Here is a 26,887-nt window from a genome sequence, read left to right on the forward strand (position 1 = left end):
CTTGCGGAGATAGGCATAACAAAAATGGAAACGCTAAGTTTCATTCTTTCCAATTCAGGGCTTGTCGCCCAGTTGTTGGGGCAACATCTCTTCATTGTGTTCGTCGCTGTCGGGCTGGCTATCTTGACGGGTGTGCCGGTGGGTATCTTCATCTCCCAGCATCCTCGTGCAAGCCGTTGGGTCTTGTCGTTTGCCGCCATGCTCATGACGATCCCCTCCGCCGCACTGTTTGGCCTCATGATCCCTGTCCTTTCCTTGATTGGCCAGGGGATCGGCGTCGTTCCGGCAATCATTGCGCTCTTTCTTTATTCGCAACTTCCGATCATCCGCAATACCCATACGGCGATCTCCAACGTCGACCCGGCCCTGCGCGAGGCGGCCCGGGGCATGGGCATGTCTTCCTGGCAGCGGCTCTGGAAAGTCGAACTGCCGTTGGCAACGCCCTTGATCATGGCCGGGGTGCGTGTGGCGACCGTGATCAATATCGGCATCGCGGCCATCGCCGCCTATATCGGCGCAGGCGGGTTGGGCAGCCTGATCGTGCGCGGCATCTCCCAGACCGATACGCGCCAACTGCTGGCCGGGGCCATCTTGATCAGCATCATCGCGGTGGCCGCTGATTATGCCCTGTCCGTCCTGCAGCGTGCGTTGACCCCAAAAGGGGTTATCAAGATGAATAACCCCAGCATGAAGGAAGCTACAACGTGATCCAGATTAATAATTTGAATAAAAAGTTCGGCTCTATCACGGCTGTGGAAGATGTTTCCTTTACCGTGGAAGGGGGCAAGATCTGCGTGCTTCTCGGTCCTTCGGGGTGTGGAAAGACCACCACGCTGAAGATGATCAACCGCTTGATCCCGCCGACTTCCGGGCGAATCCTCATTGGCGGGCGTGACACGGCAGAGCTGGATACCGTGACCCTGCGTCGATCGATCGGCTATGTGATCCAGCAAGTGGGCCTGTTCCCCAACATGACTGTCGAGGACAACATCTGCGTAGTGCCCGATCTGCTCGGCTGGGACAAGGCCAAGAGCCGCAAGCGTGCCGCGGAGTTGCTGGAGGTGGTGGCGCTGGAGCCTTCGAAGTTTTCCAAACGCTTCCCTTGCGAACTGTCCGGCGGGCAGCAGCAGCGTGTCGGTGTCGCCCGTGCGCTGGCCGCCGACCCACCCGTGATGCTGATGGACGAGCCTTTCGGTGCGATCGACCCGATCAACCGGGACATCATCCAGGACGAGTTCATGCGCATCCAGCGCCAGGTCGGCAAGACCGTCCTGTTCGTCAGCCATGACATCGACGAAGCGGTGAAGATGGCCGACTGCGTGGCGCTGTTCAATGCGGGCAAGGTGGAGCAGTTCGGCACGCCCGATGATCTGCTGGCCCGCCCCGCCAGCGAATTCGTCGCCAACTTCATGGGCGGCGATCGCATCATGAAACGCCTGAGGCTCTTGCGTGCCGGCGATATCGCGCGGCAGACGCCGCCCCAGGAGCAGATGCAGATCGTCGGGGGCAATGGCGCGGCCTCGTTCGCGCCCCTGGTCGTGCAGCACACGGACGATCTGCGCCAGGTGCTGTCGCAATTGCTGGGGCAGGGGCGTGACTGGGCTGTGTGCAACGACAAGAACGGCAAGCTGGTCGGGTTCGTGCACCAGCAAGACATCCTTGCCCGCCTGGTCGAGAACACGACGACGGTGGTGCACTGATGAACGGCGTGGCCAACCTCTGGGAATGGCTCCAGGGCTACTGGAGCGAAATCATCTACCTCTCCTTCCAGCACATGCACATCGTCGCGGTGAGCAGTGCACTGGCGTTGATCGTGGCGCTGCCGGTGGGCATCTGGATGAGTCGCACGGGCAACCAGAAGTATGCCCTGGCTGTCATGCAGGTGCTCAACGTCGGCCAGGCGATCCCGAAGCTCGCGCTGCTTGCCTTGGCCATGAGCTTCGTGGGGGTTGGCGGGCCTGCCGCCATCTTTGCGCTGTGGGTGGCGACGCTGCTGCCGATCACCGTGAACACCTACGAGGGCCTGCGCTCGGTGCCGCGTCACCTGGTCGAAGCCGCCGAAGCCATGGGCATGACGCCGCGCGAGACGTTGTTCAAGGTCGAGATCCCGAATGCGCTCAACGTGATCTTCGCCGGTATCCGCACCGCGCTGGCGATCAACGTCGGTACCGCGCCGCTTGCCTTTCTGGTCGGCGGGGGAGGCCTGGGCGAGCTGATCTTCACCGGCATCGACCTGAACGACTACCCCATGATGATCGCGGGTGCCGTGGCGACGGCGGGCCTGGCCATCGCAGTGGACCTGGCCTGCGGCTTCGTCCAGTACGCGACGGTCTCCCGTGGCTTGCGACTTGCGGCGCGATAGTCCTGATAACAACTCAAAACACATAGGTGCTGTATGTTCGCACGAGGCATTGTCGCACTGCTCACGATGGCGCTGCTGGGGGCCGCCCAGGCTGCCCAGCCGAGTGTCGTCGTCGGGGGCAAGAAATTCACCGAGCAACAGTTGATTGCCGAGATGACCGCCCAACTGCTGCGCAGCGAAGGGTACAAGGTGGACAAGCGTCCCGACCTGGGGTCGTCCGTGCTGCGTTCTGCACAGGAGAATGGCCAGGTCGACATTTACTGGGAATACACCGGTACGTCGCTGATCATCTACAACAAGGTCAAGGAGCGGCTCGATGCCCAGCAGACCTACGCGCGCGTCAAGCGCCTGGACGCTGCCAAGGAGCTGACCTGGCTGCAGCCGTCCGAGGCCAACAATACCTATGCCTTCGCCATGCGGGAGGAGGAGGCGAAGGCGAAAGGCATTGCCACGCTCAGCGACCTGGCCACCAAGGTCAACGATGGCGAACACCTGAAGTTCGCCTCCAACGCGGAGTTCTATTCGCGGCCTGATGGTCTGCGACCGCTTCAGGATCTCTATGCGTTCACGTTCGAGCGTGACGACATCATCCGCATGGACGGCGGGTTGACCTACCAGGCCCTGCGTGAGGGGCAGGCCGATGTGGCCTTGGTGTTGTCCACCGATGGTCGCGTTCCGGCGTTCGGCTTCGTGATCCTCGAGGACGACAAGGGATTCTTCCCAAGTTATGCCTTGACCCCGGTCGTCCGCACCCAATTCCTGGAAGCCCATCCTGGCGTCGCCGAGCTGCTCAACACGTTATCCGCGAGCCTCACCAGCGATACCATGGCGACGCTCAACTCGCGCGTCGATGTCGGCAGGGAGTCCATCGAGAAAGTGGCCAGCGAATATTTGTCGAAGAACAATATGCTCGCACCCGCTGTCGCAGGCCCTGCTGACTGATCATTCGACAGGTGCCCGCTGTTCGGGCGCTCCTAATCTATTCGCACCACCAGTAGGATTCGTCATGGTTTCCATAACAAGAACCGTGGGCGCGGTATTGCTGTTCGCCACGATAAGTTCACGGGTGATGGCGGCAGACATAGATTCAATGAATCTTCTCCAACTTCGTGAAGCGCTCGATAGGGGAGAGGTGACATCGGAACAGTTGGTACGCCATTTCCAGGCGAACATCCAGAAAGACAATCGCCAGGGCCGGCATATCAATGCGGTGATCGCGGTGAACGGCAAGGCGCTCGAACAGGCCCGTGCCTGGGATGTCGAGCGAGCCCGGAACCCCCAGGACCACAGCGGCCCGCTTGCGGGGATACCGTTTTTGGCGAAGGACAACTTCGACACGCGCGACCAGGTGACCAGCGGTGGCGCCTATGTGCTGCGCGCTTCGATTCCTTCCCGGAACGCCTTCGCTGTCCAGCGCCTGCTGGACAGCGGGGCGATCCTGCTGGGCAAGGCGAACATGTCCGAACTGGCCGCCTCCTTCGGCTGGTTCGGCTACAGCTCGCTGGGCGGCCAGACGCTCAACCCGCTGAACACCAAGCGCGATGCCTCTGGCTCCAGCAGCGGCTCCGCTGCCGCGGTCGCGGCCCGGTTCGCCCCTTTTGCGCTGGGGTCGGATACCAGCGGGTCGATCCGTGGTCCGGCAAGCGTGACCGGCACCGTTGGGCTGCGGCCCTCCATGGGCCTGATCGGCCGCAGCGGCGTCATCCCCTTGTCCCTGACCTTCGACACCGTCGGGGTGGTCACCCGAAGCGTGGCTGACCAGGCGATCGTGCTCGATGTGCTCAAGGGCCAGGACGACAACGATGCGGCCACCCAGGGCATCGCAGCAGAGCGCATCGGGTTCGTCGAAGCGCTTCGCCCCAACGCGCTGGATGGCAAGACCATCGGTGTGGTGACCAACTTCGAAGGCGCGAATGCACAGGTCGACCAGGTTTTCCACCAGGCCCAGCAGCGGCTCGAAGGCAAAGGCGCGAACGTTGTGAGCATCACCTTGCCGAAAGCCTATGAAACCCTCTGGGCAGATGTACTGGGGCCTGTGGGGGATAGTGAGTTCAAGCCGCAGTTCGAGCGCTATCTCTCGACGCTTTCGGCCGATCAGCCGAAAACGCTGGAGCAATTCCTGGCGCGGGCAAAGCCTGAGCAGTCGAAGCGCGATGGGCATCCGATGAATCCCAAGCGTTTCGAGGCGCTGGAGGCGCTCGCTGGGCATTCGCAGGCTGACACGCCCCTGTACATCTCGATCCTGTCCAACCGGATCCCAGGCCTGCGTCGGGATCTTGAAAACCTGATGCAAGCCTCAGGCATCGATGGCTTGATGTTCGCGACCATCAACTGCCCGGCTTCGGTGGTGCATGGGCAGAAGGACGATAGCTTCGAGTGCCAGTCGGACGATACCTATGCGGCGGCCTATATCGCATCCGCCACCGGGTTTCCGGAGATCACGGTGCCGGCTGGAACCATCACGGGTGGGGTGTCGGTGGGGGTGTCCTTCCTCGGGCGCCATGGCGATGACGCGAAGCTCGTCGGCTACGGCTATTCATTCCTGGGTAGGTAAGTTTCTTTCAATATCTTGAATTGAACCCGGCTGGAACAATTGGTGGGCGGTGATTGTTTTTGTTCCAGCGCCTGGGGGCAAGTTCTCTCGGTATCGAATTCTCTTGGCGTAAGCGCTCCGGGTATTCCCTGCCTGGCGTTCAATAATAATTAAAGCGTGAAAGAGGTGGTCATGGTGTTGGCTAACAGGTTTGCACGTTCGCTTGCAGGCTCCAGGCAGTCTATTGGTTTATATATATCGCTGGGCGCGCTCATGCTCGCACCCTCCGTCAATGCGGCGGGGCAGGCAGGGGAAGTTGGGGAGAAGATGGGGCGCCTGAATGTCTTGGCAAAGAACTATTACTACAACACCAGCCGAGGCGAGCAGCGTTCGGATCAGGTGGACTGGACCCAGGCATTCCTTGCCAACTTCCAGTCGGCATTCACGCCGGGGCCGGTAGGGTTCGGTGTCGACCTGTTCGGCTATTGGGGCCTCAAACTCGATGGCGGTAGTGGCCGAACCGGCACCGGCAATCTGCCGGTCGGCGATGATGGGCGGCCGGACGACGAATACGGACGAGCCGGCGGTGCCGTGAAAGCCCGCTTCAAATCAACGGTGCTTCGCTATGGCGAGATGAGCCCGTCGGCCCCTGTCTTCGCCCAGAGCACCAGCCGACTGTTCCCCCAGACCGCCACGGGCTTCCAGCTCACGAGTAACGATTTCGCTCCGTTGCTGGTCGATGCCGGGCACTTCACGGCGGGGACCGATCAGGTCAATACCAACAGCGACGGTGAGCTCTGGGCCACCTATGCCCTGGTCACCACACCTTCGGTCAGCTATGCCGGCGGCAAGTACAGGTTTGCCGAAGGCGTGGTGGCCAGCCTTTACGTCAGCCGTTTCAAGGATGTTTGGGACCAATACTACGGGAACGTCAACTACGCGCTACCTCTGGGGCAGAACCAAGGCCTGACCTTTGACTTCAATGTCTATCGAACCCTCGACAGTGGCCAGGCCAAGGCCGGCACCATCAACACGACAGCTGTCGGCATGCAGGTGGCCTACAAGTACTCAGGCCATACCCTGACGCTTGCGCGCCAGAGCATCCATGGCGACCAGCCTTTCGACTACGTGGGCTTCGGGGATACCGGGCGGGCCGGAGGGTCGATCTTCCTGCCGAACTCGGTGCAGTACTCGGACTTCAATGGCCCGGGCGAGAAATCGTGGCAACTGCGCTATGACCTCGACATGGTGGTCTATGGCGTGCCTGGGTTGTCGTTCATGGTCCGCTACCTCAACGGCCAGGACATAGACGGCACGAAGGTGTCTTCGGGGGCTTACTTCAACAAGTACGGCTCTGACGACAGCGAGTTCGAAACCGATGCCGAGGCCAGGTATGTGGTCCAGTCGGGGCCGGCGAAGGATCTTTCGGTGCGCCTGCGCCTGGCGTGGCACCGAGGGGATGCGAGTACGGGGGGCACCCAGGACCAGGTCAGGGTGATCACTGAGTATCCCATCGATGTGTTTTGAGAGGCCAAGGCGCTGCGGTTCGTCTCGAGCGAGTATCCCGGATCAAGCCCAGCGCCGGTCAGCCAAGACATGCAACCGCCATTGGGGCCGCTACGCAGCCCCAAAATGACAACTCAACGGCATTGAAGACAGGCCGCCAGGCGCCTAGCGCACCAGGCACGGACGCTTGTTGTCGAACTGCCAGCCGGGAACCAGGAACTGCATGGCGATGCTGTCATCCCGCGCGCCCAGGCCCTTCTGGAAATAGAGTTCGTTCGCCTTGGCCAACTGGTCCTCGTCGATGTCGACACCCAGGCCTGGACGCTCCGGTACCTTGACGAAGCCGTCGACGATCCGCAGCGGGTCGCGTGTCAGGCGTTGGCCGTCCTGCCAGATCCAGTGGGTATCGATGGCCGTGATCTCGCCCGGCGCCGCGGCTGCCACCTGGGTGAACATGGCCAGGGAAATGTCGAAGTGGTTGTTGGAATGGGAGCCCCAGGTCAGGCCCCAGTCATGGCACATCTGGGCCACCCGGACCGAGCCCTGCAGTGTCCAGAAGTGCGGGTCGGCAAGCGGGATATCCACCGACTGCAACTGGATCGCATGCCCCATTTCGCGCCAGTCGGTGGCGATCATGTTGGTGGCCGTCGCAAGGCCGGTCGCGCGGCGGAACTCGGCCATCACCTCGCGGCCGGAGTAGCCGTTTTCAGCGCCACAGGGATCTTCGGCGTAAGCCAGCACGTGGTGCTGGTCACGGCACAGCCTGATGGCCTCCTTGAGCGACCAGGCACCATTGGGGTCGAGGGTGATTCGAGCTTCAGGGAAACGCTCGGCGAGCGCGGTAACCGCTTCGATCTCTTCTTCGCCACGCAGTACGCCGCCCTTGAGCTTGAAGTCGGTGAAGCCGTAGCGTGCCTTGGCAGCTTCTGCCAGGCGTACCACCGCTTCAGGTGTCAGCGCCTTTTCATGACGGATGCGGAACCAGTCATTGTCGGCGTCAGGCTCGCTGCGGTATTCCAGGTTGGTGTCGTTGCGGTCACCGACATAGAAGAGGTAGCCGAGCATCTTCACTGCGTCGCGCTGCTGGCCTTCGCCGAGCAAGGCGGCCATTGGCACACCGAGGTGTTGGCCAAGCAGGTCGAGCAGTGCCGACTCCATGGCGGTGACAGCGTGCACGGTGATGCGCAGGTCGAAGGTCTGCAAGCCGCGCCCGTCGGCATCCCGGCTGGCGAACGTCTGGCGCATGGCGTTGAGCACGCGCTGGTAGTGCCCGATCGGCTGGCCCACGACCAGGCTACGGGCATCTTCCAGGGTCTGGCGGATACGCTCGCCCCCTGGCACCTCGCCGGCACCCGTGTTGCCCGCACTGTCGCGCAGGATTACGACATTGCGGGTGAAGTACGGGCCATGGGCACCGCTGAGATTCAGCAGCATCGCATCGTGCCCTGCAACCGGGATTACCCGTAGCTCGGTGACCACGGGCGTGCCATTGGACACTTGGGTGGAGGGGGTGAAAAAGGGCTGGGTTGGGCTGTGAAGGTTCATGGTCGTCAATTCCTGCAGGAAGTCAGTGAGGCTGGCTCAGCGCCGAGGGATGTTTGGCGTTGTCGTCACCCGCGCCCTTCGGGGCCGTGCGGATGAAGAAGACGAGCAGGGCAGCGAGCAGCGAGGTGCAGGCCAGGCCGTAGAGGCCGCCTTGGATCGAACCGGTCTGCTCTTCGAGAATGCCGAAGGTCGCCGGGGCGACGAAGCCGCCGAGGTTGCCCAGGGAGTTGATCAGGGCAATGACCGCTGCGGCGATGCGTGCATCCAGGTAGGCCTGGGGGATTGGCCAGAACAGCGCAGAAGCCGACTTGAAGCCGATGGCCGCGAAGCACACCGCCACGAACGCGAAGACCGGGCCGCCGGTGGTGGAGAGGAACATCCCCAGGCCGGCGATCAGCAGCGCAGCTGCAACCCACGCCTGCTGGAACCTCCAGCGACCGGCGCAGGCGGCAAAGGCATACATGGCGACGATGGAGATCAGCCAGGGGATCGAGTTGAAGAAACCGACCTGGATATCGCTGAGCCCACCCATGTTCTTGATGATGCTTGGCAGCCAGAAGGTCGCCGCGTAGATGGTCAGCTGGATGCAGAAGTACAGCACGCAGAACAGGATGATCTGGGGATCGCGTAGCAGGCGCCATACGGTAAGCCTTGGCCCCTTCAGCGCTTCACGCTCGCGCTGCTCGCGTTCGATGGCGCTGTTGAGCGCGTTCTTCTCGTCTGCGGTCAACCATTTGGCGTCGTTGGGCGTGGAGTCCAGCCAGAACCAGACGGCGAAGCACAGCACGACGGAGACCATCCCCTCGATGAACAGCATCCACTGCCAGCCGTGCATGCCCAGGCCCTCGATCTGCATCAAGGCGCCCGCCAGAGGGCCTGAAATCAGCGAGGCTGCTGCTGAGCCACTGAGAAAGATGGCGATGGCTTTGCCGCGTTCATCCTTGGGCAGCCAGCGGGTGAAGTAGTAGATGACGCCAGGGAAGAAACCGGCCTCGGCGACGCCCAGGAGGAATCGCAGGATGTAAAAGTGCGTTTCGTTCTGCATGAACGCCGTGGCACTGGCGACCAGGCCCCAGGTGAGCATGATGCGAGTGAGCCACACCCGTGCGCCGACGCGTTGCAGCAGCATGTTCGACGGCACTTCGAAAAGCGCATAGCCGATGAAGAACAGACCGGCGCCCAGGCCGAAGGCGGCAGCGCCGATGCCCAGGTCCGTTTCAATGTGCGTGCGAACGAAGCCGATGTTCACCCGGTCGATGTAGTTGACGATGAACATGATGACGAACAGCGGTAGCACATGGCGTTTGACCTTGCCTACCGCGCGGCCGAGGACATCGCCGTCGGCGGCTGAATCTGCGATCTGGTTCATGACCTGATCTCCCACTAATTGTTTTTGTGCGGGCTGTACCGGCCAGGTGGCGTCCCTGGTTGGTGGTTCTTTGTCGCAATGGGCAGGCGGCGTGAGCCGCCAGGCCATCCGCTCTATTGCGGGCGGACTGCGTCGCGGGCAGCGTTCAAATCACCGTTGGCAGTGAAGTCGGTGACAGGGAAGGGCGAAAGCCCAGGAGGAAGGATCGATTTCAACTCTTGAGGATTCATGACGGGTCACAACCTGCTTGGATGTTGTTGTGGAGGAGGCAGCGTGGCTTGTCTGACATGTCGAGGGCGATGGTAGGACCGAAAATGTTGTACGACAAGCGTTTTTCGAGAAAGAATTCACAGGATACAACCTGCTTTTAGTGGCTAACATGCTGGAATATGATCACAATTCCGGCTATTTCATGTTGCTGTCGGGTTGCTCTGACACGTCGTAAATTAGATATAAAAATTAGTTGTCATACAACTTGGCGCTGCTAAAATCTCCCGAAAACGGCTTGGGTTGTCTGTCAACTGCCACCAGAGGTGAGGAAGCATGGCGTTTCAAGAGTCCCCTGCGCCGATCCCGCGCAAGAAAAGCCATACACGTGCTCATGACCTCGTGTCCGACCTGACGCGCCGCATACTGATGGGTACTTTCCAGCCGGGAGACAAGTTGCCGTCCGAGGGAGCTGTCGCACGCGAGCATGGCGTGAGCCGGACAGTGGTGCGCGAAGCGCTGTCGAAGCTCCAGGCTTCAGGCCTTGTTGAAACGCGGCATGGTATCGGTACGTTCGTGATCGAGCGACAACCGCAAAGCGGCTTCCATGTGGGGGTGGAGACAGCGGCGGGTGTACGCCAGGTGCTGGAATTACGCATTGGGCTGGAGGGGCAGGCCGCCGCCCTGGCAGCCCTGAGGCGCACTGACGATCATTTGCGACGCATGCGCCAGGCCCTGGATGACTATCAGGACCTGGCGGCAGCCGGGGATAGCTGCATCGAGCCTGACCGGCGTTTTCACCTGCTGATTGCGGAGGCCACGGGCAATGTCTACTTCACCGAGCTCATGAGCCACCTGGGAAGCGCCCTGATTCCCCGCAACAGGCTCGACCTGGTCGAGCGCTCCGGCGCGAACCTGGCCCGTCATGCATACCTGGCCAACCTGGAGCATGAGGCCATCCTCAATGCAATCCGCCGACAGGATCCGGATGCCGCGCGTGCGGCCATATGCTTGCACTTCACCAATAGCCGGGATCGGCTGGTGCCTGGTGTCGAGGGGGTGGATGGTTAGTCTGGGCAGATGGGCAGGGCGCTTACGTCTTGTGATGTTTCTTTGCTAGCGGAGCTGCGGCGATATCCCGCATTTGATGCCGGTGTGGACGTATTGTGGACGCAAAGGGGCTTGCAGGAGGGGGGCGGCGAGGTGGATCGCTGGCTTTGAAAAGACGAAAGCCGCGCAGTGCGCGGCTTCTGGACTGGTGGGCCCACACGGACTCGAACCGTGGACCAAAGGATTATGAGCGAGCTAAGGTGGCGTTTCTCGGTGTCGCTTACCGTTCCTGCTGCTCCATAAAGTCCAGTAAAAACAGCTAGTTTCCCCCTTCCTTTGTTTTCCGGCGTTTCAGTCAGTACCCTAGTTTTTCGTCCGAAACGGGGAATGAACGGGGAAGGCAATGGCAAAACGTGCAAGGTTGACCGACCTGGAAGCTCATGCGGTCAAGACCAGGAAGTCGGAGCCAGTCGGTTCGCGAGGCAAAGGAACGTTGCTCCTGGAGCGCAAGGCATCCGGTGCCATTAACGCCTACTACCGGGAGAGAACACCCACCAGCGATCAGCGTCTGCCGCTTGGCACGCTAGCCCGCAAGCCACGACCAGGAACAGGCGAGCGAACATTGGATGAGCTGAGGTCTGATGCTATGCGCCTGGCCGGCGAGGTAGGGGCCGCAGGCGGTGTTGGGAAGTACCTGGAGCAGTTGGCAGAGCACAGCGCGGCGATGGAGGTGGAAAGGCTTCGGCTACAGCGCCAGGCGGAGGCTTTGGCGCGGCGCGGCACCTTTGGTGAGCTGTTGGATAGCTACGTAAGCAAAATGGTGGCAGAGGGCAGGGTAAGCGCCAAGGAAATCGACAACATGTTTCGGCTGCATGTGAAAGACTACCATCCGGGACTGGTAGGCCGTGCGGCTGCCGATATTGAGCCAGAGGACATACAGCTCATCCTGGCAGGTGTGCTGGGTCGTAAACCCAAGGGGCGGGGGATCGGCCATAGGGCTGCAGGGACATCGGCCAACGGCATGCGCACGACGTGTGACAAGCTCCGCCGCTACCTGCAAGCCGCCTTCAGCCATGCTGCAAAAGCCCACCTTGCTCCTGAGCGGATAGCCAATGAGGGCAAGGTATTTTCGATCCGCTCCAACCCACTGAGGGACATTCCTGTCACTCAAGGCACAGGGGCCGGTGATACTGAGTCGCTCACACCTGATGAATTGGGAGCGCTTCTGAGGCACCTCGACACACTGCCCGTCAGGCACGCGGCGATCGCCAAGGCAGCCATTTACCTGGGTGGTCAACGCCTCACCCAGCTATGCACTGTGCCGTGGGAGGCCGTCACAGACGACACGCTGTGCCTTATGGACGGGAAGGGGCGCAAGCTCCAAGCTTGGGAGCATTTGCTACCGATCACCGAGCGAATCGGCCAGATCCTTGAACCACTCCTAGATGACCGAATCGGCCCTGGCCCTTTCTCGCTGACGCCCGGCAAGTCTGCGAATCCAAACACTGTTTCTGCGATGTTTATCGACGCTGGGCGATCACTTTCGGCAGCCGGTAAGGCCCGTGCGTTCACCTGGAAGAACGTTCGCGTAACGGCTGAATCCCTGCTGGCACACCTGGGTGTCGGCACTGAAGTACGGGCTTGGTTGCTATCCCACGGTCGCAGTGGAGTTCAGGCAAAGCACTATGATCGGTACAGCTACTTGCCAGAGAAACGTGCCGCCCTGGAGCACTGGGGGCGATACCTGGACGACCTAGCTCAAGGTAAGTCGTCTGCCAATGTGGTGCTTCTAACCCAGCGACGAAAAAAATCCGACGAACGGTAGTGCTGGTAACCATGCCGGAATATATATGCCTATATAACCCATATATCCCTCGGCGACACTTTCCCAACCCTGCCAGCGGGCCGAAAATGCGTGCTCCATCAATGCTCTAAGTTTGAATGCGACTGAAACACCCCGCTACCATGAGTGCGCTGGTGAGTTCTAACGTGACGCTCTGGAACGTAGATCAGAGCTTCAAACCCGGTACTTGTAGATAAGAAAAAGCCCCGGTATTTGCCGTACCGGGGCCTATTTGGAAAGGACGTTACAGCGCCCTTCTGCATACCGGAAAAGCCAGTACACAATCCGAGAGGTGAAGCGGTTACAGAGATTTCGACTTGGGTTGTAGGCCCAGCCGGAACTGTAGTGCGAGCGGTAGGGCCATGCAACAGTCGCCCTTCCTCTTTTGCCTCACCGTCTCGGTTTTTCCTAGCGCTTAGAGAAATCGACGATGACGCCCGCTACTGACAATGCTCTTGCTCCGAATGTTCCGCGTGCTGGTATCCGTGCCACCACCGAACAGCTATGTACCCTTTACCAGATCAGTCGCACCACCTTCTGGCGTTGGACGAAAGCTGACAATTTCCCCGTACCGATCCGTGCTGGTCGCGTCCTGCGCTGGGATGCAGAGGCCGTAGACGCCTTCCTCACTAACAGGAAGGGCTGAGTCATGCCGATTCGCACAGGGACCCCACCGAGGGTTGCAAAGTCACGCGTCCGCCGCTATCGTTCGTCTGTCGCTGCCAATTCAGCGACCGGGTTTGGCGACCCGATCAGCAAACGGCGCACAGGCGCCCCCATCTCGATTGCAGGCGCTTTTTTTGTGCCCGCATATCCTGTTTATGGTGGCTGTGCGTGGGAGACCCTCGGGTCTGCCGGGTCCCGTTTGCCCCGGTTCGCCAACCCGCGTACAGCTGCCACCCTAAATCGTTTGGCGACGATCCGTGGCAGCTCCAAAGACGCAAACGGAGCACCACCTATGTCCGCCCTAATTCCGCCCGCAATCCGTGCACTCGCTCACCGTCGCATGGCCTTGAGCGCTCTCCGCGCAAATTCATCTCTCTCTGTACGTCTCAAGCGCTACAACGACCACATGAACATTGTTCGAACCCTGGAAAGCCAAGGGTGCGCAGTGAGCAAGCAACAAATCAACAACCCTGATGCCTTCGCCCCTGCGGGGCTCAGCTCGCTACGCTCGACTCTTTACCAACGTGGGCTGCTCGCCCACACCCCGGCAGGGCAGTGCCCTGCACCCATGGGCTGCAAATCGCCGCTGCTGAATCCGGCCGATTGATCACCTGGGGCACTGGTTGCCATTGATTCGAGCTGTTGCGAGGCGGGTTACAGGCATATCAGCCCTGTGATCTTCCTCCCCTCATTACGGGACGATTGAGATGAACATTTTCAAAGAGCGCAGTGATGCGCTGACGGGTTCGGCTTGCCTGGAAAAAGCCTTTGATGTGTTGAACCTGGATGCGCACAGCGCTCAAGTCGGGTATGTGAAGCCCATTCGGACATATCGCTTGGTCGGTGACCAAGATAGCGTCCAGGCGGGCGACTACGGAACGGCAATTGGCGGGGACAGTGGCACTGCCATGACCGGGGAAAGCGGAATGGCAGTCGTGGGCGATCGGGGCTCAGCGCTGGCAGGAATGTTCGGGACGGCAAGTGCTGGAGAGTGGGGACGTGCCACCGCTGGTGATGGCGGTGTGGCCTCTGTTCTTACTTGCGGTATTGCCGTTGCTGGGCACTGTGGGGTAGCAAATGCCGGAGATCACGGTACCGCCTCTACCGGAGTCAAGGGTACAGCCAGCGCAGGAGTGGGTGGGACGGTCTGTGCCGGTGAGCAGGGGGAAATTCGCCTCAAATATTGGGATGGTCGGGCGCAGCGCTATCGCACCGCTGTTGGTTACATAGGAGAGAAGGGTTTATTGGCCGGAGTTTTTTACAAGCTGGACAAAAACCATCGCTTCATCGCTGTGGGCGCTTGCAAGGGAGACGTTCAATGAAAATTGGCGTTAAAACCTCCCCGCTTACGATAGAGCAGCTATCGCAGCTATCCGGTCAGTCCATCTCTTCGATCCGTCGTGAGATCAAGAATGGGGCCTATCGCACCATTCCAAAGACTGACGGCACAAAAGGCGTGCTCATCGACATGGAAGACTTGGCGCAGCAAGCAACGCAGCAAGCCGAAGAAGCGCTACGCCAGGTCCGTGGCACAACGTTTCTCCGAAAGGAGCAGAAATGATGAGCCACCTGCGACCTGTTGAATTGATTCGTCATGCAGCAGCCGGAGCCCTGAGTGCGGCTGATGTGCTTTTGGCGGAGTGGCTTCCTGAAGGCAAACGTAAAGGCCGCGAGTGGGTGGCGGCGAACATCGCCCGCGGGGATCGGCAAGCCGGTTCCTTCGGTGTATCGCTCGATACAGGCCGGTGGAATGATTTTGCTGACAGCGCTGCCCATGGCGGCGACCTGGTGTCGCTGCTGGCCTATCTGCGCGGATGCGGTCAACTGGATGCGGCCAAGGAAGTGGACGACCGCCTGGGCCTGGGTCTCTTCAAGCTTACGGTTACGGATGCTCAGCAGCTCCAGAAACGTCAACAGGTGTCCGAGCGCGAGCGTGCCTCTTGGCGCCTGCGTGAACAACAGCTCCAGGAGGAAAAGCAGCTCCAGGCTGCCCGTGAAGCCGCGCAGCTTTGGAAAGTAGCGAAGGCCGCCGATCCACTGCACACCTACCTGCTGGCTAAGGGGGTGAAACCGCACCTGGTGCGCCAGTTAGGACAAGGGCGGTTGGTGGTGCCGCTCTGTGATAACGGGCGCTTGGTGAACCTGCAGATCATCACGCCGGATGGCAGCAAACGCTTTCTGATGGGTGGGCGTGTCCAAGGCTGCTATTCGCCACTGGGCAAACTCTCCGAGGGATGCCGCCTGTATGTGTGTGAGGGGTGGGCCACGGGCGCCACGCTGCACCAAACCACCGGGTGTCCGGTGGTCTGTGCGATGAATGCCGGAAACCTTAAGGCTGTAGCCATGGCCATGCGTGAGCGCTATGGCGCCACGCTTGACCTAGTTATTGCCGGTGACGATGACCGCAGCACGGCTAGTAATCCGGGAAAGCGTGCTGCCAACCAAGCCGCTCGTGCTGCCGATGCTCGTGTGGTTTTCCCTGAGTGGCCCTCTAACGCCCCCTCCGCCCTATCCGATTTTAACGACCTGCACCTCTGGCTTGCGGGTCAATCCAACAAGAGCTGCAAGCCATGAGCACACACGAAAAGCCCCCGACCTTGAGTCTGGTGGGCGAGCCACAAGCACCTGCATTCGAAAAGCTGGAGCGGCCCCGCTACGCCGTTTACGAGCACCCTTGCACCGTGGAGGGCAAGCTCTATAAGGCCGGCACCTGGTATCACGGATTGAAGCAAAGCGGGCCTGATGAGAAGGCCATTCCGGTCGATCACTGGATCTGTGCTCCCTTGAATGTAGAAGCTGAAACGATTAATTCAGAGGACGGCACCATAGGCCGCTTGCTGTCGTTCACTCACCGGGGACGGCGCATCGAATGGGTCATGCCTATGGAGGCACTGGGTGGGAAGGGTGATGAGGTATTGAAGGTGCTGCTGAGTCGCGGCCTTGTCATCGAGCACCACCAGCGCCGCCAGATCGTGCCCTACTTGGCCAGCCACCAGTCACCTGAGTTGGTGATCGCTACCACCAGCAAGCCGGGCTGGCATGAGTCGGGGGCATTTGTACTGCCGTCTCGCGTCATTGGCGGGGACAACGTGCGTTTCCAAGACTCTGGCAGGGCAGCCAACATTTTCACCAGCAAGGGCACCGTCGACGGTTGGCAGACCGAAATTGCCGCCCGGTGTGTAGGCAACCCCGTGTTGATCCTGTCAGTTTGCTGTGCCCTGGCGGGCCCTTTGCTCGCCAAGGTGGGGGTGAATGGCGGCGGCGTGCACCTGGTGGGTGATTCGTCGAGTGGTAAATCCCTTGCCCAGCTCCTCGCAGCGTCCGTATGGGGCAATCCTGGGGCGTTCGCCGCGTCCTGGGACGTATCGAAGGGCGGTATCGAGATCGAGGCCGCATCGCGTAATGACACCATCCTGATCCTGGACGAAATCAAGCGGGCTGACCCAAAGCGGGTTCAGGAAATGGCGTATGCCATCGCCAACGGCATGGGTAAGGGCACCATGACCAGGGAGCGAGAGGGTCGTGCCAAGTTGACCTGGCGTGTCCTGGCGCTATCCAGCGGGGAGCGTTCACTGTCAGACCACGCCGCCATTGGTGGCAGCAACGCCCACGCCGGTGCCGAACTGCGCATGGTGGATGTCAATGCGGGTACTCGCGCACACCGCGCTTTTGATGACGTGCATGGGTTGACGGGCCAGGAGTTTCACCGGGTTGTGAGCGATGCCGTCACCCAGCATTACGGCCACGTAGGCCCGGCGTTCGTGGAGTCGCTCATTCAGCATCCGGAAGATCTGCACAGCGCATTCCGGCAGGTACGGGAAGCCTTTGCCACCGAGAGTTCACAGGCAGGCCGGGTAGCGGATCGCTTCGCAATCATGGCGCTGGCTGGTGAATCGGCTATTCGCCGCAAACTGCTGAAATGGCCGAAAGGGACTGCCGTCAAGGGCTGCCAAACGCTGTTCAACGAATGGCTGCAAACGATGGGTGACGGTAGTGCAGAAGATCGGCAGATACTTAGTGGTATTAGCGAATTTATCGCCCTACACAGTGATAGTCGTTTCTCAGACATATGCGCAGAACATGCCAATGTCACTGTTCGTGAACGCGCTGGTTACTACCAGGTTGAATCCGATAAGCGTCTCTATTTGTTTAACCCTCCAGGTCTTAAAGAGGCTGCCTCAGGTTTTAGCCAGGCACGAATCGTACGCGCCTTGATCGGCGTGGACGCTTTGGTGCAAAAGGATAGTGAAGACAACCGGTGGACGAAAAAGCGACGCACGCCAGGTGGTGGGAATTCCCGTTTTTACGTGATTGACCCCGATAGGCTAGAGAAAGAGGGGTAAGCCGGCCGCGCTACCCCACAAGACATGGGCGCAGAGCTATTTTTGATCGGGAACACCGGGAACACCGGGAACGGCCAGAGAATACGGGGCTTCTGGCGTTCCCATTTAAAACACAAGAGTGGGAACATGGGAACACAACTCTGTTTAATAGGGTACGTCCCACCCATTTTGTTCCCGGTCAAAAAATTGCGGGAACAGAAAAATTCTCTGGAGGCCGCATTCTAGAAGGGTTCTCCCGAAAATCCCGCGTTCCCCGTTTTTTTGAAATCAGACGCGGTAAATAGGGGGTGTCGGTGGTTTTTGTTGACAGATATCTGAAGCTTTGACCTATGCGAGTGTTTTGCACGCCAGGTGGTGGGGTTGAGGCAAGACGCCGACCGTGACCCCCCACCCCCTTGGCGAGCCGCTTTGAGCCGTTGCCGTCTGGCATCAAATGACGTCTGCACCATACTTATCATCGCTGTCCGGTTTGATGCCGCCCGCCTGATTGATGAGATCGATAGTTGTCCAGGGGCCAGAGCGACCACGGAATATCCTTACCCCTTGACCTATTAAGCACCGCTCAACATCGGAGCGCCGTTGATAACCTGTAACCTGCTGAAGGTCCTGGAATGTCAGCACACCAGGTATGGCCCTAGTCATGTCAATAGGTCCAACTGCTGGAGTATCTGTCTTTGCTGTTCTTCAGTGAGTTGCAAGATTCTATCAATAATTGTGCTTCCTACTGTCTTTAAATTTGAAGGCTTTAGAGTATGAGAAAAACTGAACTCTGAAACAAAGCTGTGCCCGCAGTGCGGCTCAAGACAAATGCAATAGAGTTTTGCATAGGTTGGTGATTCTTCTTCCACTCTAAAAATACGTGCCTTTTTTCCACAAGATCCACAATAAATCCGCATTCGTTGCGCCTCAAAAGGACGGATAAGCCTCAGCTGTATGTTAATATTAACATGTTGGTGCGGCATGTTGCGCATGTTTGCGACGGTTGCACATTTTAGACTAACTACCTTCGCTAAGTGAGGCTCTTAATGCCCAGATCACTTGTAACTTCCTGGAAGCGTGTCGCCACCAGTGGGCCGACTGCTGACGGGCGAGAAATCAAAGCGCAGGACTTACGTGACTGTGCCGAAACCTATTCGCCATCTAAATACACCGCTGTTATCTGGGTCGATAACCAGCGCGGCAATGGCGCGCACGGTACAGTTTACTCTGTGCGCTTAATTGATAATGATCCTGAACTAGCAAAGGGCCAAGTAGCATTAGAAGTGCAGATGAAGCCAAATGCCCGCTTGCTCCAGTTGAATCGTGACGGGGAAAAGTTGTTTTCTAGCGTCGAGATAACGCCAAACTTTGCTGGATCTGGTCGGGCTTATATGACAGGCCTTTCTGTGACTGATGAGCCCACCAGTCTCGGTACGCAAGAACTATTTTTCTCCAGGAAAGCCAATACAGCCACCTATCGCACCAAAGCTATACCGATGCGTTCTGCACCCATGAGCAACGTCCTGGCCGCAAGTCTGAAGCGCGTGAAGCGGGAGTTAAGCGCTCAGGTGTGCGCTTTGAGATCGCGCGGGAAGTACAAGGCCAAGCCCACGAAGCGACTTCTCTAGCCACAGTCGTACCTGGGCGCTTTCAATATCAATTCAACCATTCAGGTAAACCATATGAGTATCCAAACCTTTGATGTGCAGAGTTTGACCCCTGAGCTGCAACATCGCTTAACTTGCTTTGAAACTAATAAGGCTGTGTACGTCGATCTTCAAAATAAACTTGTTGAGGTGACGCAAGAAAACCAGCGTCTGCTACAAAAGGCCGCTGAGTTTGAACGGCAGGCTGATCGAACTGATGCGTCCTGGAGAAGGCTTGCAGGAACGGGGGAGATCGACCAAACCAAAGTTAATGAAGAAATCGAGCGCGCCGAGAAGCTTAGGAAAGAAGCTAGTGCCATGCGTGCCACGGTTGAGGCGCGGGCCAGTCTTGAGAATAATTTGATTATGCGATTGGCAGAGGCGCGTATGAAGTTGTCAAGTGAGCCTCTGACGCTCAATAATGAGTATTGGAAAGCCCAGCTTGCCAAAATGCTTGCCCGTGATGGTTTGCGCGAAGAGTTAATGCAAATTTTCGTGTTGTCGAGGGCAATATGCCTCCGTGACCTAAAAATACATGAAGGTTTGTTGCGTCACTGTAACGGGTCGCGTGAAAGAGAAGCAAAGAAGAATGAACTTGTCTGGATGGAGTTTGGGAAAGAGTTAGAGAAGCTATTTGACGGTGCTGAGAAGGACGGAGTGCCGCCAGCCTTGGCTACGGTTCCTAGCGCACTCTCGAACGAGGTGGCGGTGAACTCGCCCGCTACGTTGCACAAGCTCAAGACCCTGAACGCCAAATCCTGAACCTAGCTCCACCTGGCTCGAAAAGCTACTAGCACGATAGCTGCCGGGGCCGTGCAATCGGCCTCGGTGGGTTTTGCGGGTTTTTCGCAGCGTCCGTTGAGCGAGCGAAGCTCATCACTCTGCGTCCCCGCATCAAGCTCTGACGTGCAACTAAGTGCAACCGCTCAAACCCTACTACCAAGCCTGAAACCTTTGCCGCCACTGGGCTACGGCCGATTCACCAGCGCCCGTTGGATCAGAAAAGGCAGCGCCAAAATTGAGCGGCGCATTCTGAAAAAATCTGGGCTCACCCCTATTGCCATTGGGTGTGATGGCCGCAGTGGGCTACCAGGGGCGGGCAGTTTTACGCGCAATGGCTTTGCATTCCTTTGCCAAACCTTGCACTCAGTGCAATGGCCGATCTGCTGCCAGAGCCCGCAGCGGGCCTGGGCCGGGCGTTCCGTTGCACTACCCACGGCCTTTGCACTTTTTTTCGACGGAAAGCGCGTCGGCGGGAGGGGGATAAGTGATTTTTCTCCAACATTTTATTTCGAGGCTGCAGATTTGGTGACCGCTGGGCTAAGGGTGGATTGACAGCAGCTGCACTGACTGGCGTACTGCTATCACTAATAGGGAGATTAGCAATGATCATCTTTGTCGCTGGGATACATGGCGTAGGCAAAACCCACCTATGCCGAGAAATGTCGGTCACCGTTGGCGTGAAACACGCTAGCGCGAGCCAGCTCATCAAGGAGGAAAAGCGGGCGGAGACCTGGGGCGATGATAAAATCGTTACAGAAATAGCGAGCAATCAAGATGCTCTCACCATCGCAGTCGATCGGATCTTGGCGCAGGAAGCCGCTCTGGTTCTAGATGGACATTTTGTTCTGAAAAAGGCTCCAGGTGTTTTCGAGGAAATTCCTATGGAGACCTTCCAGCGGCTCGGTCCGTCGGCAATCGTTCTCATCGAGAACGAGCCCCAAGTGGTCGCGCAGCGCCTACTGCAGCGCGATTCGAACGCTAATGCTGGGGATCTTAAGAGTTTCATGGACTCAGAGAGGCGGGCTGCTCTTCGCACGTCTTTAGAGTTGAAGGTTCCATTGTTTTTAATGCATAACCCGTCAGTAGAGTCTTTTGTGGATTGCATTGAAACTATTATTAATTTTTCTGCCAGGAATTGAGTTAGATGGAGCTTATTCAGAAGAAGTTTAAAAGCATTAATTTGCAAGATGATTTTTTTGCGTCTCTTTTGAAAGATTACAGTGAGTTCTCAGACTGGTTTGCACGTAAAGCTGAAGATACTGCATACGTGTTTGAAGATGAACGTGGGCATGTGAATGGCTTCCTCTACCTAAAGACCGAAGAGGGTGCCGTTACAGATGTGACGCCACCTCTGCCTCCTAAAAGACGTATTAAAGTGGGCACAATGAAGATCAATGCTCGCGGAACAAAGCTGGGCGAGCGATTTTTAAAAAAGATTTTCGATCATGCCCTACATAATGGGGTAGATGAAATCTACGTAACAGTGTTTCCTCATCACGATGTTCTTATTGGGTTATTTCAGAAGTACGGTTTCACCCCGGTTGCAGAAAAACGCTCTGCCAATGGTGTTGAGTTGGTTCTTCTCAAGACACTGAGTAAGCTGCAGGGGGATCTCGTTAAGTCCTACCCTACTGTGAATAATCTAGAAGTAAACAGATACTTGCTTTCATTGAGGCCTGAGTGGCATACACGGCTTCTCCCTGATTCAATCTTAAATAATGAGAATGCGCGCATCATCGAAGATGTTTCTCATACCAATAGTATCCACAAGGTTTATCTCTCAGCGATGAGAGGGCTTGAGCATCTTAAACCAGGTGATATTCTTCTGATTTATCGGACCAGTGATGGCGTCGGTCCGGCTCACTATCGGTCTGTTGCAACCTCCGTCGGTGTACTTGAGGAGTACCGGTCCATCTACACCTTTGCATCGCGGGATGAGTTCATGGCGTATTGCCAGCCATACAGCGTTTTCAGTGATGCTGAGCTGAATGACTTCTGGGCCAGAAAAAGATACCCTCACGTCTTCAGGTTTACGTATAATGCTGCGCTGAAGCGACGCGTGACCCGTGGCGAAATGATTGAGCAATTCGGACTGGATGCCAACGCATATCCGGGGTTCATGTCGCTCACAAAGAATCAGTTTGATTCCATCATACGGGCGGGCCAAATAGATGAAGGTATTGTTATCAATTAAGCCTGAGTATGCGGAAAAAATACTGCAGGGCAAAAAACGGTTTGAATTCAGGAAGTCTATATTTAGGAATCCTGACGTCAAAACGGTGGTGATTTATGCCACTATGCCTGTCGGCAAAGTTATTGGGGAGTTTGACTTTGAAGAAGTCCTCACTGATAATCCGAAGGAGATTTGGAACCTCACAAGCAGGTTTTCGGGGATTACCAAAAAGTTCTTTAATGAATATTTTGATGGTAGAGAGCTTGCACATGCTATCAAAGTGGCTGCGGTGAGACGTTACGAAACACCTCAAAGTCTTAAGGAGTATATTCCTAGTGGCTCTGCGCCGCAGTCGTTTTGCTACATAAGAGATTGACTTTGAAGCCCGCCTAGTGCGGGCTTTTTTATGTCTTATAGTGTAATAGGCTTGGTTTTACTGGCTAGTTCGTTTGCGTAAATGGCTGCTTGATTGAATAACGCGGCGCTGCTCGGTACAGGGCTGCTACCATGAACATGACCCGCGATATGCAGGTTCATCTGCTCCACTAGGTCGAGCAGATCACACAGCACCTGCAGCACGTTCACCCCTTCCGATCCGAGCCAAGTATCGGGCGCCTGCAGTCTCGGATGTAGGTCGCTTCCGGTCGTCGCGTGATGGGGACGAAACGGGGACAAAACGGGGAAAATTTCTGGCCTGAAACACAAATGGCTTACGCTGATTGGACGTAAGCCATTGATTTTATTGGTGGGCCCACACGGACTCGAACCGTGGACCAAAGGATTATGAGTCCTCTGCTCTAACCAACTGAGCTATAGGCCCCAGGAGGTGGCCGGATTATAACGAGGGTTTCGAGACGGTGCCATCTGAAAGATCCGATAGTGCTATGCGCAGGCAGGTAGCGGCGAACTCCTCGGGCGGTAGGGGCAAGCTGACGATGTAGCCCTGGATCTGCTCGCAGCCTTCGGCGGCGAGGAAGCGTTGTTGTGCCTGGTTCTCCACGCCCTCGGCGATGATGGTCAGCTGCATGCTGCGGCCAAGGGCGATGATGGCGCGGGTGATGGCGGCGTCGTGGGGGTCGTCGGGGAGGCCGCGGATGAAGGACTGGTCGATCTTGAGGATGTCCAGGGGCAGGCGCTTGAGGTAGCTCAGGGACGAATAGCCGGTGCCGAAGTCGTCGATGGCCAGCTGTACGCCAAGGGCCTTGAGCTGGTGAAGAATGGCCAGAGCCTCTTCGGCCTGGCTCATGATGAAGTTCTCGGTGATTTCCAACTGCAAGTCGCCCGCCTTGAGCTGGTAGGCCTTGAGCAGGTGTTCGATGCGCCTGGCCAGGTTGGGTTGGCGCAGTTGGGCGCCGGCGAGGTTGATCGACAAGGGGCCGAACGGTTGATGGGTGCGCTTCCAGGCGTGCATCTGCCGGCAGGCCTGCTCCAGCACCCAGTCGCCCAGTTGGAGAATGGTGCCGTTCTCCTCGGCGAGGTGAATGAAGTGCTCCGGCGGGACTTCGCCGAAGGTCGGGTGGCTCCAGCGGATCAGGGCTTCGGCGCCGACCAGGCTCTGGGTCTTGAGGCTGAACTTGGGCTGGTAGCACAGGCTCATCTCGTTGCGCTCGATGGCGCGGCGCAGTTCATGCTCCAGGGCGATGCGTTCGCTGGCCTGGGCGGTGAGGTCGCGGGTGTAGGCTTCGACACGGTTGCGGCCCTTGGCCTTGGAGCGGTACATGGCGGCGTCGGCGTTGCGGATCAGGCTGGCAACGTCGCTGCCATCCTGTGGATAAAGGCTGATGCCGATGCTGGCGCTGGTGAAGAACTCGTGTTCACCGGCCTGGAATGGGGCGTGGAAGCAGGCCAGCAGCTTGTTGGCGATGGCGCTGGCGTCGCTGGGCCTGTGCAGGCCGGGCAGGAGGATGATGAATTCGTCGCCGCCCAGGCGGGCCACGGTGTCGACGTCGCGCACCTGCTCCTTGAGGCGCTGGGCGATGCCTTTGAGCAGCAGGTCGCCGACCGGGTGGCCGAGGCTGTCGTTGATGTGCTTGAAGCGGTCCAGGTCAAGGAACAGCACCGCGCCCTGGCGATTGGAGATCTGTGCGCAGGTGAGGGCGGCTTGCAGGCGGTTCTCGAACAGCGCGCGATTGGGCAGGCCGGTGAGCGGGTCGTGGTGAGCCTGGTAGTCGAGCTTGGCCTGGGCGTGCTTGAGGCTGGAAATGTCGGCGAACACGGCGACGAAGTGGGTGATGCCACGCTCGCTGTTGCGCACGGTGCTGATAGTCAGCCAGCCGGGGTAGAGTTCGCCGTTCTTGCGCTTGTTGTAGATTTCGCCTTGCCAGTGGCCCTCAGCGGTCAGTTGGTGCCACATGGCGGCGTAGAAGGCGCTGTCGTGCTGGCCGGAGGCGAGCAGGCGCGGGGTCTGGCCGAGGGCCTCGATCTCGCTGTAGCCGGTGATCTCGCTGAAGGCGCGGTTGACCGCGCTGATGCGCTGGTCGGGGTCGGTGATCAGTACGCCTTCGGCGGTGTTCTCGAACACCGTGGCGGCCAGCTGCAGTTTTTCCTGCATCAGGTGGCGTTCGGTGATGTCGCGGGCGATCGTCAGCATGCAGTCGACCCCGGCGATCGGCAGTGGCCGAGCGGACAGTTCGCACAGGCGGATCTGCCCGTCGCTGCGGCGGATGTGGCAGCCGAAGTCGCGCACGAAACCGTCGCGCTTGAGTTGCTCGACCAGGCGACTGCGCTCGTTGAGGTCGACCCAGATGCCCAGGTCCAGGGAAGTCTGGTCGATAGCTGGGTTGATGTCGTAGCCGGTCAGGCGGCAGAAGCCTTCGTTGACCTCGATGAGCAGGCCATCGCTCTGGCGTGACAGCAGCAGGCCGTCGGGCGAGGCGTGGAAGGCCTTGGCGAACTTCTCCTCGGAGGTCTGCAACTGCTGTTGCGTTTCCTTGAGCTGGCTGATGTCGCGCACGGCGACCACCAGGGCCGGGATGCCGTCCAGGTCGAAGGTCTCGGCCGAGGTCAGGCCGGTGAACAGCTGGCCATTGCTGCGCCGGAAGCTCATTTCCAGGTTGCGGATGCCGCCGCTGTGCAGGCGTTCGAGCAAGGCCGGGCCGGCACCGGCGACGGCCCACAGGTCCAGCTCGGTGGCGGTGCGGCCGATCACCTGGGCCGCGCTCAGGCCGATCTGCTCCTCGAAGGCCTCGTTGACTTCCAGCAGGCAGCCGTCGCTGTGCCTGGCGATCAACAGGATGTCCGGGCATTGCTGGAACACCGAGGCGAACTTCTGCTCCGACAGGCGCAGGGCGTCTTCGGTGCGTTTGGTCTCGCTGATGTCGATCATCAGGCCGCGCATCAGCGGACGGTGGCCGTGCTCGATCATGCTGACGATATTGCGTACCCACAGGGTGTGGCCATCGGCGCGGATCACCCGGTAGTCGAGGTTGTGGTCACGCCCGGCGGCGGTTTCGCTGTCGCAGTAGGCCTGGGCCCAGAGCGCATCTTCGGGGTGCAGGATGCTGCGCCAGAAGCCTGGCTTGAGCCACTCGTTGAGCGGGTAGCCGAGCAGGTCCTCGGCATGGGGCGAGACGTAGCTGTAGGTGAAGTCGTTGGCGTCGGCTTCCCAGGCGATGGCAGACAGGCTTTCGACCAGGCTGCGGTAGTGGTACTCGCTGCTGCGCAGTTCCTGTTCGAGGGCGATGCGCCGGGATATTTCCGAGCTCAGGCGCCGGTTGATGCGGATCACCACGGCGAGAATGGCCACCAGCAGCAGGACGGCGGGCAGGCCGTAGAGCAGCATGTCGTGCCAGAAGGTTCGTTGATCCACGACGTTGCCGACCCAGCGTTGCTGGATCTGGTTGATTTCGCCACTGCTCATGTCGGCCATGACTTTGTCGAGGATGCCGACCAGCAGCTTGTTCTCCCGTGGGGCAGCCATGGCCAGTTGATAGCGGTAGGGCGTCTCGCCGCTCACGTAGAGGCCTTCGAGCTTGAGCTGGCGCAGGCTCCAGATGCTCGAGGCGAGGTCGCCGACCACGGCATCCACCTCGTCGATGGCCAGTGCCTGGAGGGCTGAGCTGACATTGGGCAGGGCCACCAGGTTGAGGTCGGGGTGGTGGCTGCGCAGTAGTTCGTGGGGGGCGTAGTTTTCCACCACGGCGATCTTGAGGCCGTACAGGTCTTTCAGTGTGCGTGGTTGCGGGCCGCCTTCGTGGGCGAGGATAACGATGGGGAAATCGAGGTAGGGGCGGGTGAAGGCCAGGTAGGTCTGGCGCTCCGGCGTCGACATGATGCCTGGCAGCAGGTCGATGCGGTTCTGCCGGGCCTGTTCCAGCACCTGGGTCCAATTGCTGGGCTCGACGGGTTTGAGCGTGACGCCCAGGCGTTCCTGGATCAGGGTGATGTAGTCGGCGGCCAATCCCTGGTAGCGGCCTTCCTGGTCGCGGAACTCGAAAGGGGGCCAGGACGCGTCGATGCCCAGGCGCAGCTGTGGATGGGCGCTGAGCCAGGCTTTCTCCTCGTCGGTCAGGGTCAGGGCGCCGGCCGTTGTGTTCCAGATGAGCAGGATCAGCAACAGAAGGGCCGGCATAAAGGGCATAGCGGCCTCTCGTTCAGGGGGTCTGAATTCGAGTGTAGACGGGCATTGGGTGGGCGGTGGGAGATTGTCCGGCCTGCCGGGGGGGGGGGGGCCGTGGGAGCGGGCTTGCCCGCGAATCGGCTGGCTCGCCGGTGCATGGCAAGCGCCTGCCCCAATGGCATTGCCCCAAAAGAAAAACCCCGGCCTGGGCCCAATGCCGGTCAGTTAAGACTTTCAGTTGTCATTTGGGGCCGCTTCGCGCCCCATCGCCGGCAAGCCGGCTCCCACATTGTCCGTGCAAACCGCATCATGTGTGGTCGCCGC

At 59.0% G+C, this 26,887-nt stretch carries 23 protein-coding genes, 1 tRNA gene and 1 pseudogene; 18 read left to right on the forward strand and 7 right to left on the reverse strand.

What is annotated here, in order from left to right:
* Window positions 1–24 precede the first annotated feature (24 nt).
* From NJF35_RS04660 to NJF35_RS04685, 6 genes are all read left to right on the forward strand, one after another.
* Window positions 25–708, forward strand: a complete 684-nt coding sequence (locus NJF35_RS04660; protein ID WP_225786459.1) for an ABC transporter permease — start codon at window positions 25–27, stop codon at window positions 706–708.
* A complete protein-coding gene (locus tag NJF35_RS04665; protein ID WP_253090728.1) occupies window positions 705–1,700 on the forward strand; it encodes an ABC transporter ATP-binding protein in 996 nt (331 codons plus the stop codon). Before NJF35_RS04660 ends, NJF35_RS04665 begins: the two co-directional genes overlap by 4 nt.
* Window positions 1,700–2,362 carry an ABC transporter permease gene (locus NJF35_RS04670; protein WP_225786457.1) on the forward strand — a complete coding sequence of 221 codons (663 nt, stop codon included), beginning with the start codon at window positions 1,700–1,702 and terminating at the stop codon, window positions 2,360–2,362. The genes NJF35_RS04665 and NJF35_RS04670 overlap by 1 nt, the downstream gene beginning before the upstream one ends.
* 33 nt (window positions 2,363–2,395) lie before the next feature.
* Window positions 2,396–3,304 carry a glycine betaine ABC transporter substrate-binding protein gene (locus NJF35_RS04675; RefSeq protein WP_253090729.1) on the forward strand — a complete coding sequence of 303 codons (909 nt, stop codon included), beginning with the start codon at window positions 2,396–2,398 and terminating at the stop codon, window positions 3,302–3,304.
* Window positions 3,305–3,368: 64 nt separating this feature from the next.
* Window positions 3,369–4,916: an amidase gene (locus NJF35_RS04680; RefSeq protein WP_225786455.1), complete on the forward strand. Its 1,548-nt coding sequence runs from the start codon at window positions 3,369–3,371 to the stop codon at window positions 4,914–4,916.
* 252 nt (window positions 4,917–5,168) lie between these two features.
* A complete protein-coding gene (locus tag NJF35_RS04685; protein WP_253090730.1) occupies window positions 5,169–6,422 on the forward strand; it encodes an OprD family porin in 1,254 nt (417 codons plus the stop codon).
* A 144-nt stretch (window positions 6,423–6,566) separates the two neighbouring features.
* Here the strand turns inward: NJF35_RS04685 and gudD are convergent, their stop codons facing one another.
* The 3 genes and pseudogenes from gudD to NJF35_RS04700 all read right to left on the reverse strand — a co-directional run.
* Entirely contained in the window at window positions 6,567–7,946 is a 1,380-nt protein-coding gene (gene gudD / locus NJF35_RS04690; RefSeq protein WP_225786453.1) for a glucarate dehydratase, read from the reverse strand.
* 22 nt (window positions 7,947–7,968) lie between these two features.
* The gene (locus tag NJF35_RS04695) at window positions 7,969–9,315 is read right to left on the reverse strand and encodes an MFS transporter (RefSeq protein ID WP_225786452.1); all 1,347 of its coding nucleotides are present in this window, start codon (window positions 9,313–9,315) and stop codon (window positions 7,969–7,971) included.
* A 137-nt stretch (window positions 9,316–9,452) separates the two neighbouring features.
* Window positions 9,453–9,545, reverse strand: a pseudogene (locus NJF35_RS04700) (5-dehydro-4-deoxyglucarate dehydratase); the annotation flags it as partial.
* A 313-nt stretch (window positions 9,546–9,858) separates the two neighbouring features.
* On the opposite strand from NJF35_RS04700, the gene NJF35_RS04705 reads away from it, so the two are divergent.
* From NJF35_RS04705 to NJF35_RS04735, 7 genes are all read left to right on the forward strand, one after another.
* A complete protein-coding gene (locus NJF35_RS04705; RefSeq protein WP_225786451.1) occupies window positions 9,859–10,593 on the forward strand; it encodes a FadR/GntR family transcriptional regulator in 735 nt (244 codons plus the stop codon).
* Between the two features lie 382 nt (window positions 10,594–10,975).
* On the forward strand, window positions 10,976–12,397 hold the full coding sequence (locus NJF35_RS04710; RefSeq protein ID WP_253090731.1) for an integrase: 1,422 nt from the start codon (window positions 10,976–10,978) through the stop codon (window positions 12,395–12,397).
* 448 nt (window positions 12,398–12,845) lie between these two features.
* Entirely contained in the window at window positions 12,846–13,061 is a 216-nt protein-coding gene (locus NJF35_RS04715) for a helix-turn-helix transcriptional regulator (protein WP_253090732.1), read from the forward strand.
* 727 nt (window positions 13,062–13,788) lie between these two features.
* Window positions 13,789–14,403: a hypothetical protein gene (locus NJF35_RS04720; RefSeq protein ID WP_253090733.1), complete on the forward strand. Its 615-nt coding sequence runs from the start codon at window positions 13,789–13,791 to the stop codon at window positions 14,401–14,403.
* The gene (locus NJF35_RS04725) at window positions 14,400–14,642 is read left to right on the forward strand and encodes a hypothetical protein (RefSeq protein ID WP_016715746.1); all 243 of its coding nucleotides are present in this window, start codon (window positions 14,400–14,402) and stop codon (window positions 14,640–14,642) included. Before NJF35_RS04720 ends, NJF35_RS04725 begins: the two co-directional genes overlap by 4 nt.
* The gene (locus NJF35_RS04730) at window positions 14,639–15,655 is read left to right on the forward strand and encodes a toprim domain-containing protein (protein ID WP_253090734.1); all 1,017 of its coding nucleotides are present in this window, start codon (window positions 14,639–14,641) and stop codon (window positions 15,653–15,655) included. The genes NJF35_RS04725 and NJF35_RS04730 overlap by 4 nt, the downstream gene beginning before the upstream one ends.
* The gene (locus tag NJF35_RS04735; RefSeq protein WP_253090735.1) at window positions 15,652–17,424 is read left to right on the forward strand and encodes a DUF927 domain-containing protein; all 1,773 of its coding nucleotides are present in this window, start codon (window positions 15,652–15,654) and stop codon (window positions 17,422–17,424) included. Before NJF35_RS04730 ends, NJF35_RS04735 begins: the two co-directional genes overlap by 4 nt.
* 429 nt (window positions 17,425–17,853) lie before the next feature.
* On the opposite strand, the gene NJF35_RS04740 is transcribed toward NJF35_RS04735, so the two are convergent.
* Both NJF35_RS04740 and NJF35_RS04745 read right to left on the reverse strand, forming a co-directional pair.
* Window positions 17,854–18,066, reverse strand: coding sequence for a hypothetical protein (locus tag NJF35_RS04740; protein ID WP_253090736.1), 213 nt, complete (start codon window positions 18,064–18,066; stop codon window positions 17,854–17,856).
* A complete protein-coding gene (locus tag NJF35_RS04745) occupies window positions 18,063–18,395 on the reverse strand; it encodes an ogr/Delta-like zinc finger family protein (RefSeq protein WP_317235044.1) in 333 nt (110 codons plus the stop codon). Before NJF35_RS04745 ends, NJF35_RS04740 begins: the two co-directional genes overlap by 4 nt.
* 54 nt (window positions 18,396–18,449) lie before the next feature.
* Here NJF35_RS04745 and NJF35_RS04750 point away from each other — a divergent pair, with 54 nt between their 5' ends.
* The 5 genes from NJF35_RS04750 (at window position 18,450) to NJF35_RS04770 (ending at window position 22,381) form a co-directional block, all read left to right on the forward strand.
* A complete protein-coding gene (locus tag NJF35_RS04750) occupies window positions 18,450–19,031 on the forward strand; it encodes a GPO family capsid scaffolding protein (protein WP_410900186.1) in 582 nt (193 codons plus the stop codon).
* A gap of 54 nt (window positions 19,032–19,085) precedes the next feature.
* Complete coding sequence (locus NJF35_RS04755) at window positions 19,086–19,811, forward strand: hypothetical protein (RefSeq protein WP_253090737.1); 726 nt, start codon at window positions 19,086–19,088, stop codon at window positions 19,809–19,811.
* Between the two features lie 623 nt (window positions 19,812–20,434).
* Window positions 20,435–20,971 (forward strand): ATP-binding protein, encoded by a 537-nt coding sequence (locus tag NJF35_RS04760; RefSeq protein ID WP_253090738.1) that lies wholly within the window; start codon window positions 20,435–20,437, stop codon window positions 20,969–20,971.
* A gap of 5 nt (window positions 20,972–20,976) precedes the next feature.
* Window positions 20,977–22,026, forward strand: a complete 1,050-nt coding sequence (locus NJF35_RS04765) for a GNAT family N-acetyltransferase (protein WP_253090739.1) — start codon at window positions 20,977–20,979, stop codon at window positions 22,024–22,026.
* Entirely contained in the window at window positions 22,004–22,381 is a 378-nt protein-coding gene (locus NJF35_RS04770; protein ID WP_253090740.1) for an ASCH domain-containing protein, read from the forward strand. Before NJF35_RS04765 ends, NJF35_RS04770 begins: the two co-directional genes overlap by 23 nt.
* A gap of 367 nt (window positions 22,382–22,748) precedes the next feature.
* Here the strand turns inward: NJF35_RS04770 and NJF35_RS04775 are convergent.
* Window positions 22,749–22,825 (reverse strand) — tRNA-Ile (locus tag NJF35_RS04775).
* A gap of 15 nt (window positions 22,826–22,840) precedes the next feature.
* Window positions 22,841–26,584: a bifunctional diguanylate cyclase/phosphodiesterase gene (locus NJF35_RS04780; RefSeq protein WP_253090741.1), complete on the reverse strand. Its 3,744-nt coding sequence runs from the start codon at window positions 26,582–26,584 to the stop codon at window positions 22,841–22,843.
* Between the last annotated feature and the right edge of the window lie 303 nt (window positions 26,585–26,887).

Source organism: Pseudomonas guariconensis (genome assembly GCF_024127895.1).
GTDB classification, from domain to species: domain Bacteria; phylum Pseudomonadota; class Gammaproteobacteria; order Pseudomonadales; family Pseudomonadaceae; genus Aquipseudomonas; species Aquipseudomonas guariconensis_B.

Excerpts from the sequence above, each read along its gene's own strand:
- NJF35_RS04765 (WP_253090739.1), top strand. The coding sequence starts at position 20,977 with ATGGAGCTTATTCAGAAGAAGTTTAAAAGCATTAATTTGCAAGATGAT.
- NJF35_RS04740 (WP_253090736.1), bottom strand. The coding sequence starts at position 18,066 with ATGACTAGGGCCATACCTGGTGTGCTGACATTCCAGGACCTTCAGCAG.
- NJF35_RS04770 (WP_253090740.1), top strand. The coding sequence starts at position 22,004 with ATGAAGGTATTGTTATCAATTAAGCCTGAGTATGCGGAAAAAATACTG.
- NJF35_RS04675 (WP_253090729.1), top strand. The coding sequence starts at position 2,396 with ATGTTCGCACGAGGCATTGTCGCACTGCTCACGATGGCGCTGCTGGGG.
- NJF35_RS04735 (WP_253090735.1), top strand. The coding sequence starts at position 15,652 with ATGAGCACACACGAAAAGCCCCCGACCTTGAGTCTGGTGGGCGAGCCA.
- NJF35_RS04745 (WP_317235044.1), bottom strand. The coding sequence starts at position 18,395 with ATGCGCAACATGCCGCACCAACATGTTAATATTAACATACAGCTGAGG.
- NJF35_RS04730 (WP_253090734.1), top strand. The coding sequence starts at position 14,639 with ATGATGAGCCACCTGCGACCTGTTGAATTGATTCGTCATGCAGCAGCC.
- NJF35_RS04695 (WP_225786452.1), bottom strand. The coding sequence starts at position 9,315 with ATGAACCAGATCGCAGATTCAGCCGCCGACGGCGATGTCCTCGGCCGC.
- NJF35_RS04755 (WP_253090737.1), top strand. The coding sequence starts at position 19,086 with ATGAGTATCCAAACCTTTGATGTGCAGAGTTTGACCCCTGAGCTGCAA.
- gudD (WP_225786453.1), bottom strand. The coding sequence starts at position 7,946 with ATGAACCTTCACAGCCCAACCCAGCCCTTTTTCACCCCCTCCACCCAA.
- NJF35_RS04715 (WP_253090732.1), top strand. The coding sequence starts at position 12,846 with ATGACGCCCGCTACTGACAATGCTCTTGCTCCGAATGTTCCGCGTGCT.
- NJF35_RS04760 (WP_253090738.1), top strand. The coding sequence starts at position 20,435 with ATGATCATCTTTGTCGCTGGGATACATGGCGTAGGCAAAACCCACCTA.
- NJF35_RS04705 (WP_225786451.1), top strand. The coding sequence starts at position 9,859 with ATGGCGTTTCAAGAGTCCCCTGCGCCGATCCCGCGCAAGAAAAGCCAT.
- NJF35_RS04660 (WP_225786459.1), top strand. The coding sequence starts at position 25 with ATGGAAACGCTAAGTTTCATTCTTTCCAATTCAGGGCTTGTCGCCCAG.
- NJF35_RS04720 (WP_253090733.1), top strand. The coding sequence starts at position 13,789 with ATGAACATTTTCAAAGAGCGCAGTGATGCGCTGACGGGTTCGGCTTGC.
- NJF35_RS04750 (WP_410900186.1), top strand. The coding sequence starts at position 18,450 with ATGCCCAGATCACTTGTAACTTCCTGGAAGCGTGTCGCCACCAGTGGG.
- NJF35_RS04725 (WP_016715746.1), top strand. The coding sequence starts at position 14,400 with ATGAAAATTGGCGTTAAAACCTCCCCGCTTACGATAGAGCAGCTATCG.
- NJF35_RS04780 (WP_253090741.1), bottom strand. The coding sequence starts at position 26,584 with ATGCCCTTTATGCCGGCCCTTCTGTTGCTGATCCTGCTCATCTGGAAC.
- NJF35_RS04685 (WP_253090730.1), top strand. The coding sequence starts at position 5,169 with ATGCTCGCACCCTCCGTCAATGCGGCGGGGCAGGCAGGGGAAGTTGGG.
- NJF35_RS04710 (WP_253090731.1), top strand. The coding sequence starts at position 10,976 with ATGGCAAAACGTGCAAGGTTGACCGACCTGGAAGCTCATGCGGTCAAG.
- NJF35_RS04670 (WP_225786457.1), top strand. The coding sequence starts at position 1,700 with ATGAACGGCGTGGCCAACCTCTGGGAATGGCTCCAGGGCTACTGGAGC.
- NJF35_RS04680 (WP_225786455.1), top strand. The coding sequence starts at position 3,369 with ATGGTTTCCATAACAAGAACCGTGGGCGCGGTATTGCTGTTCGCCACG.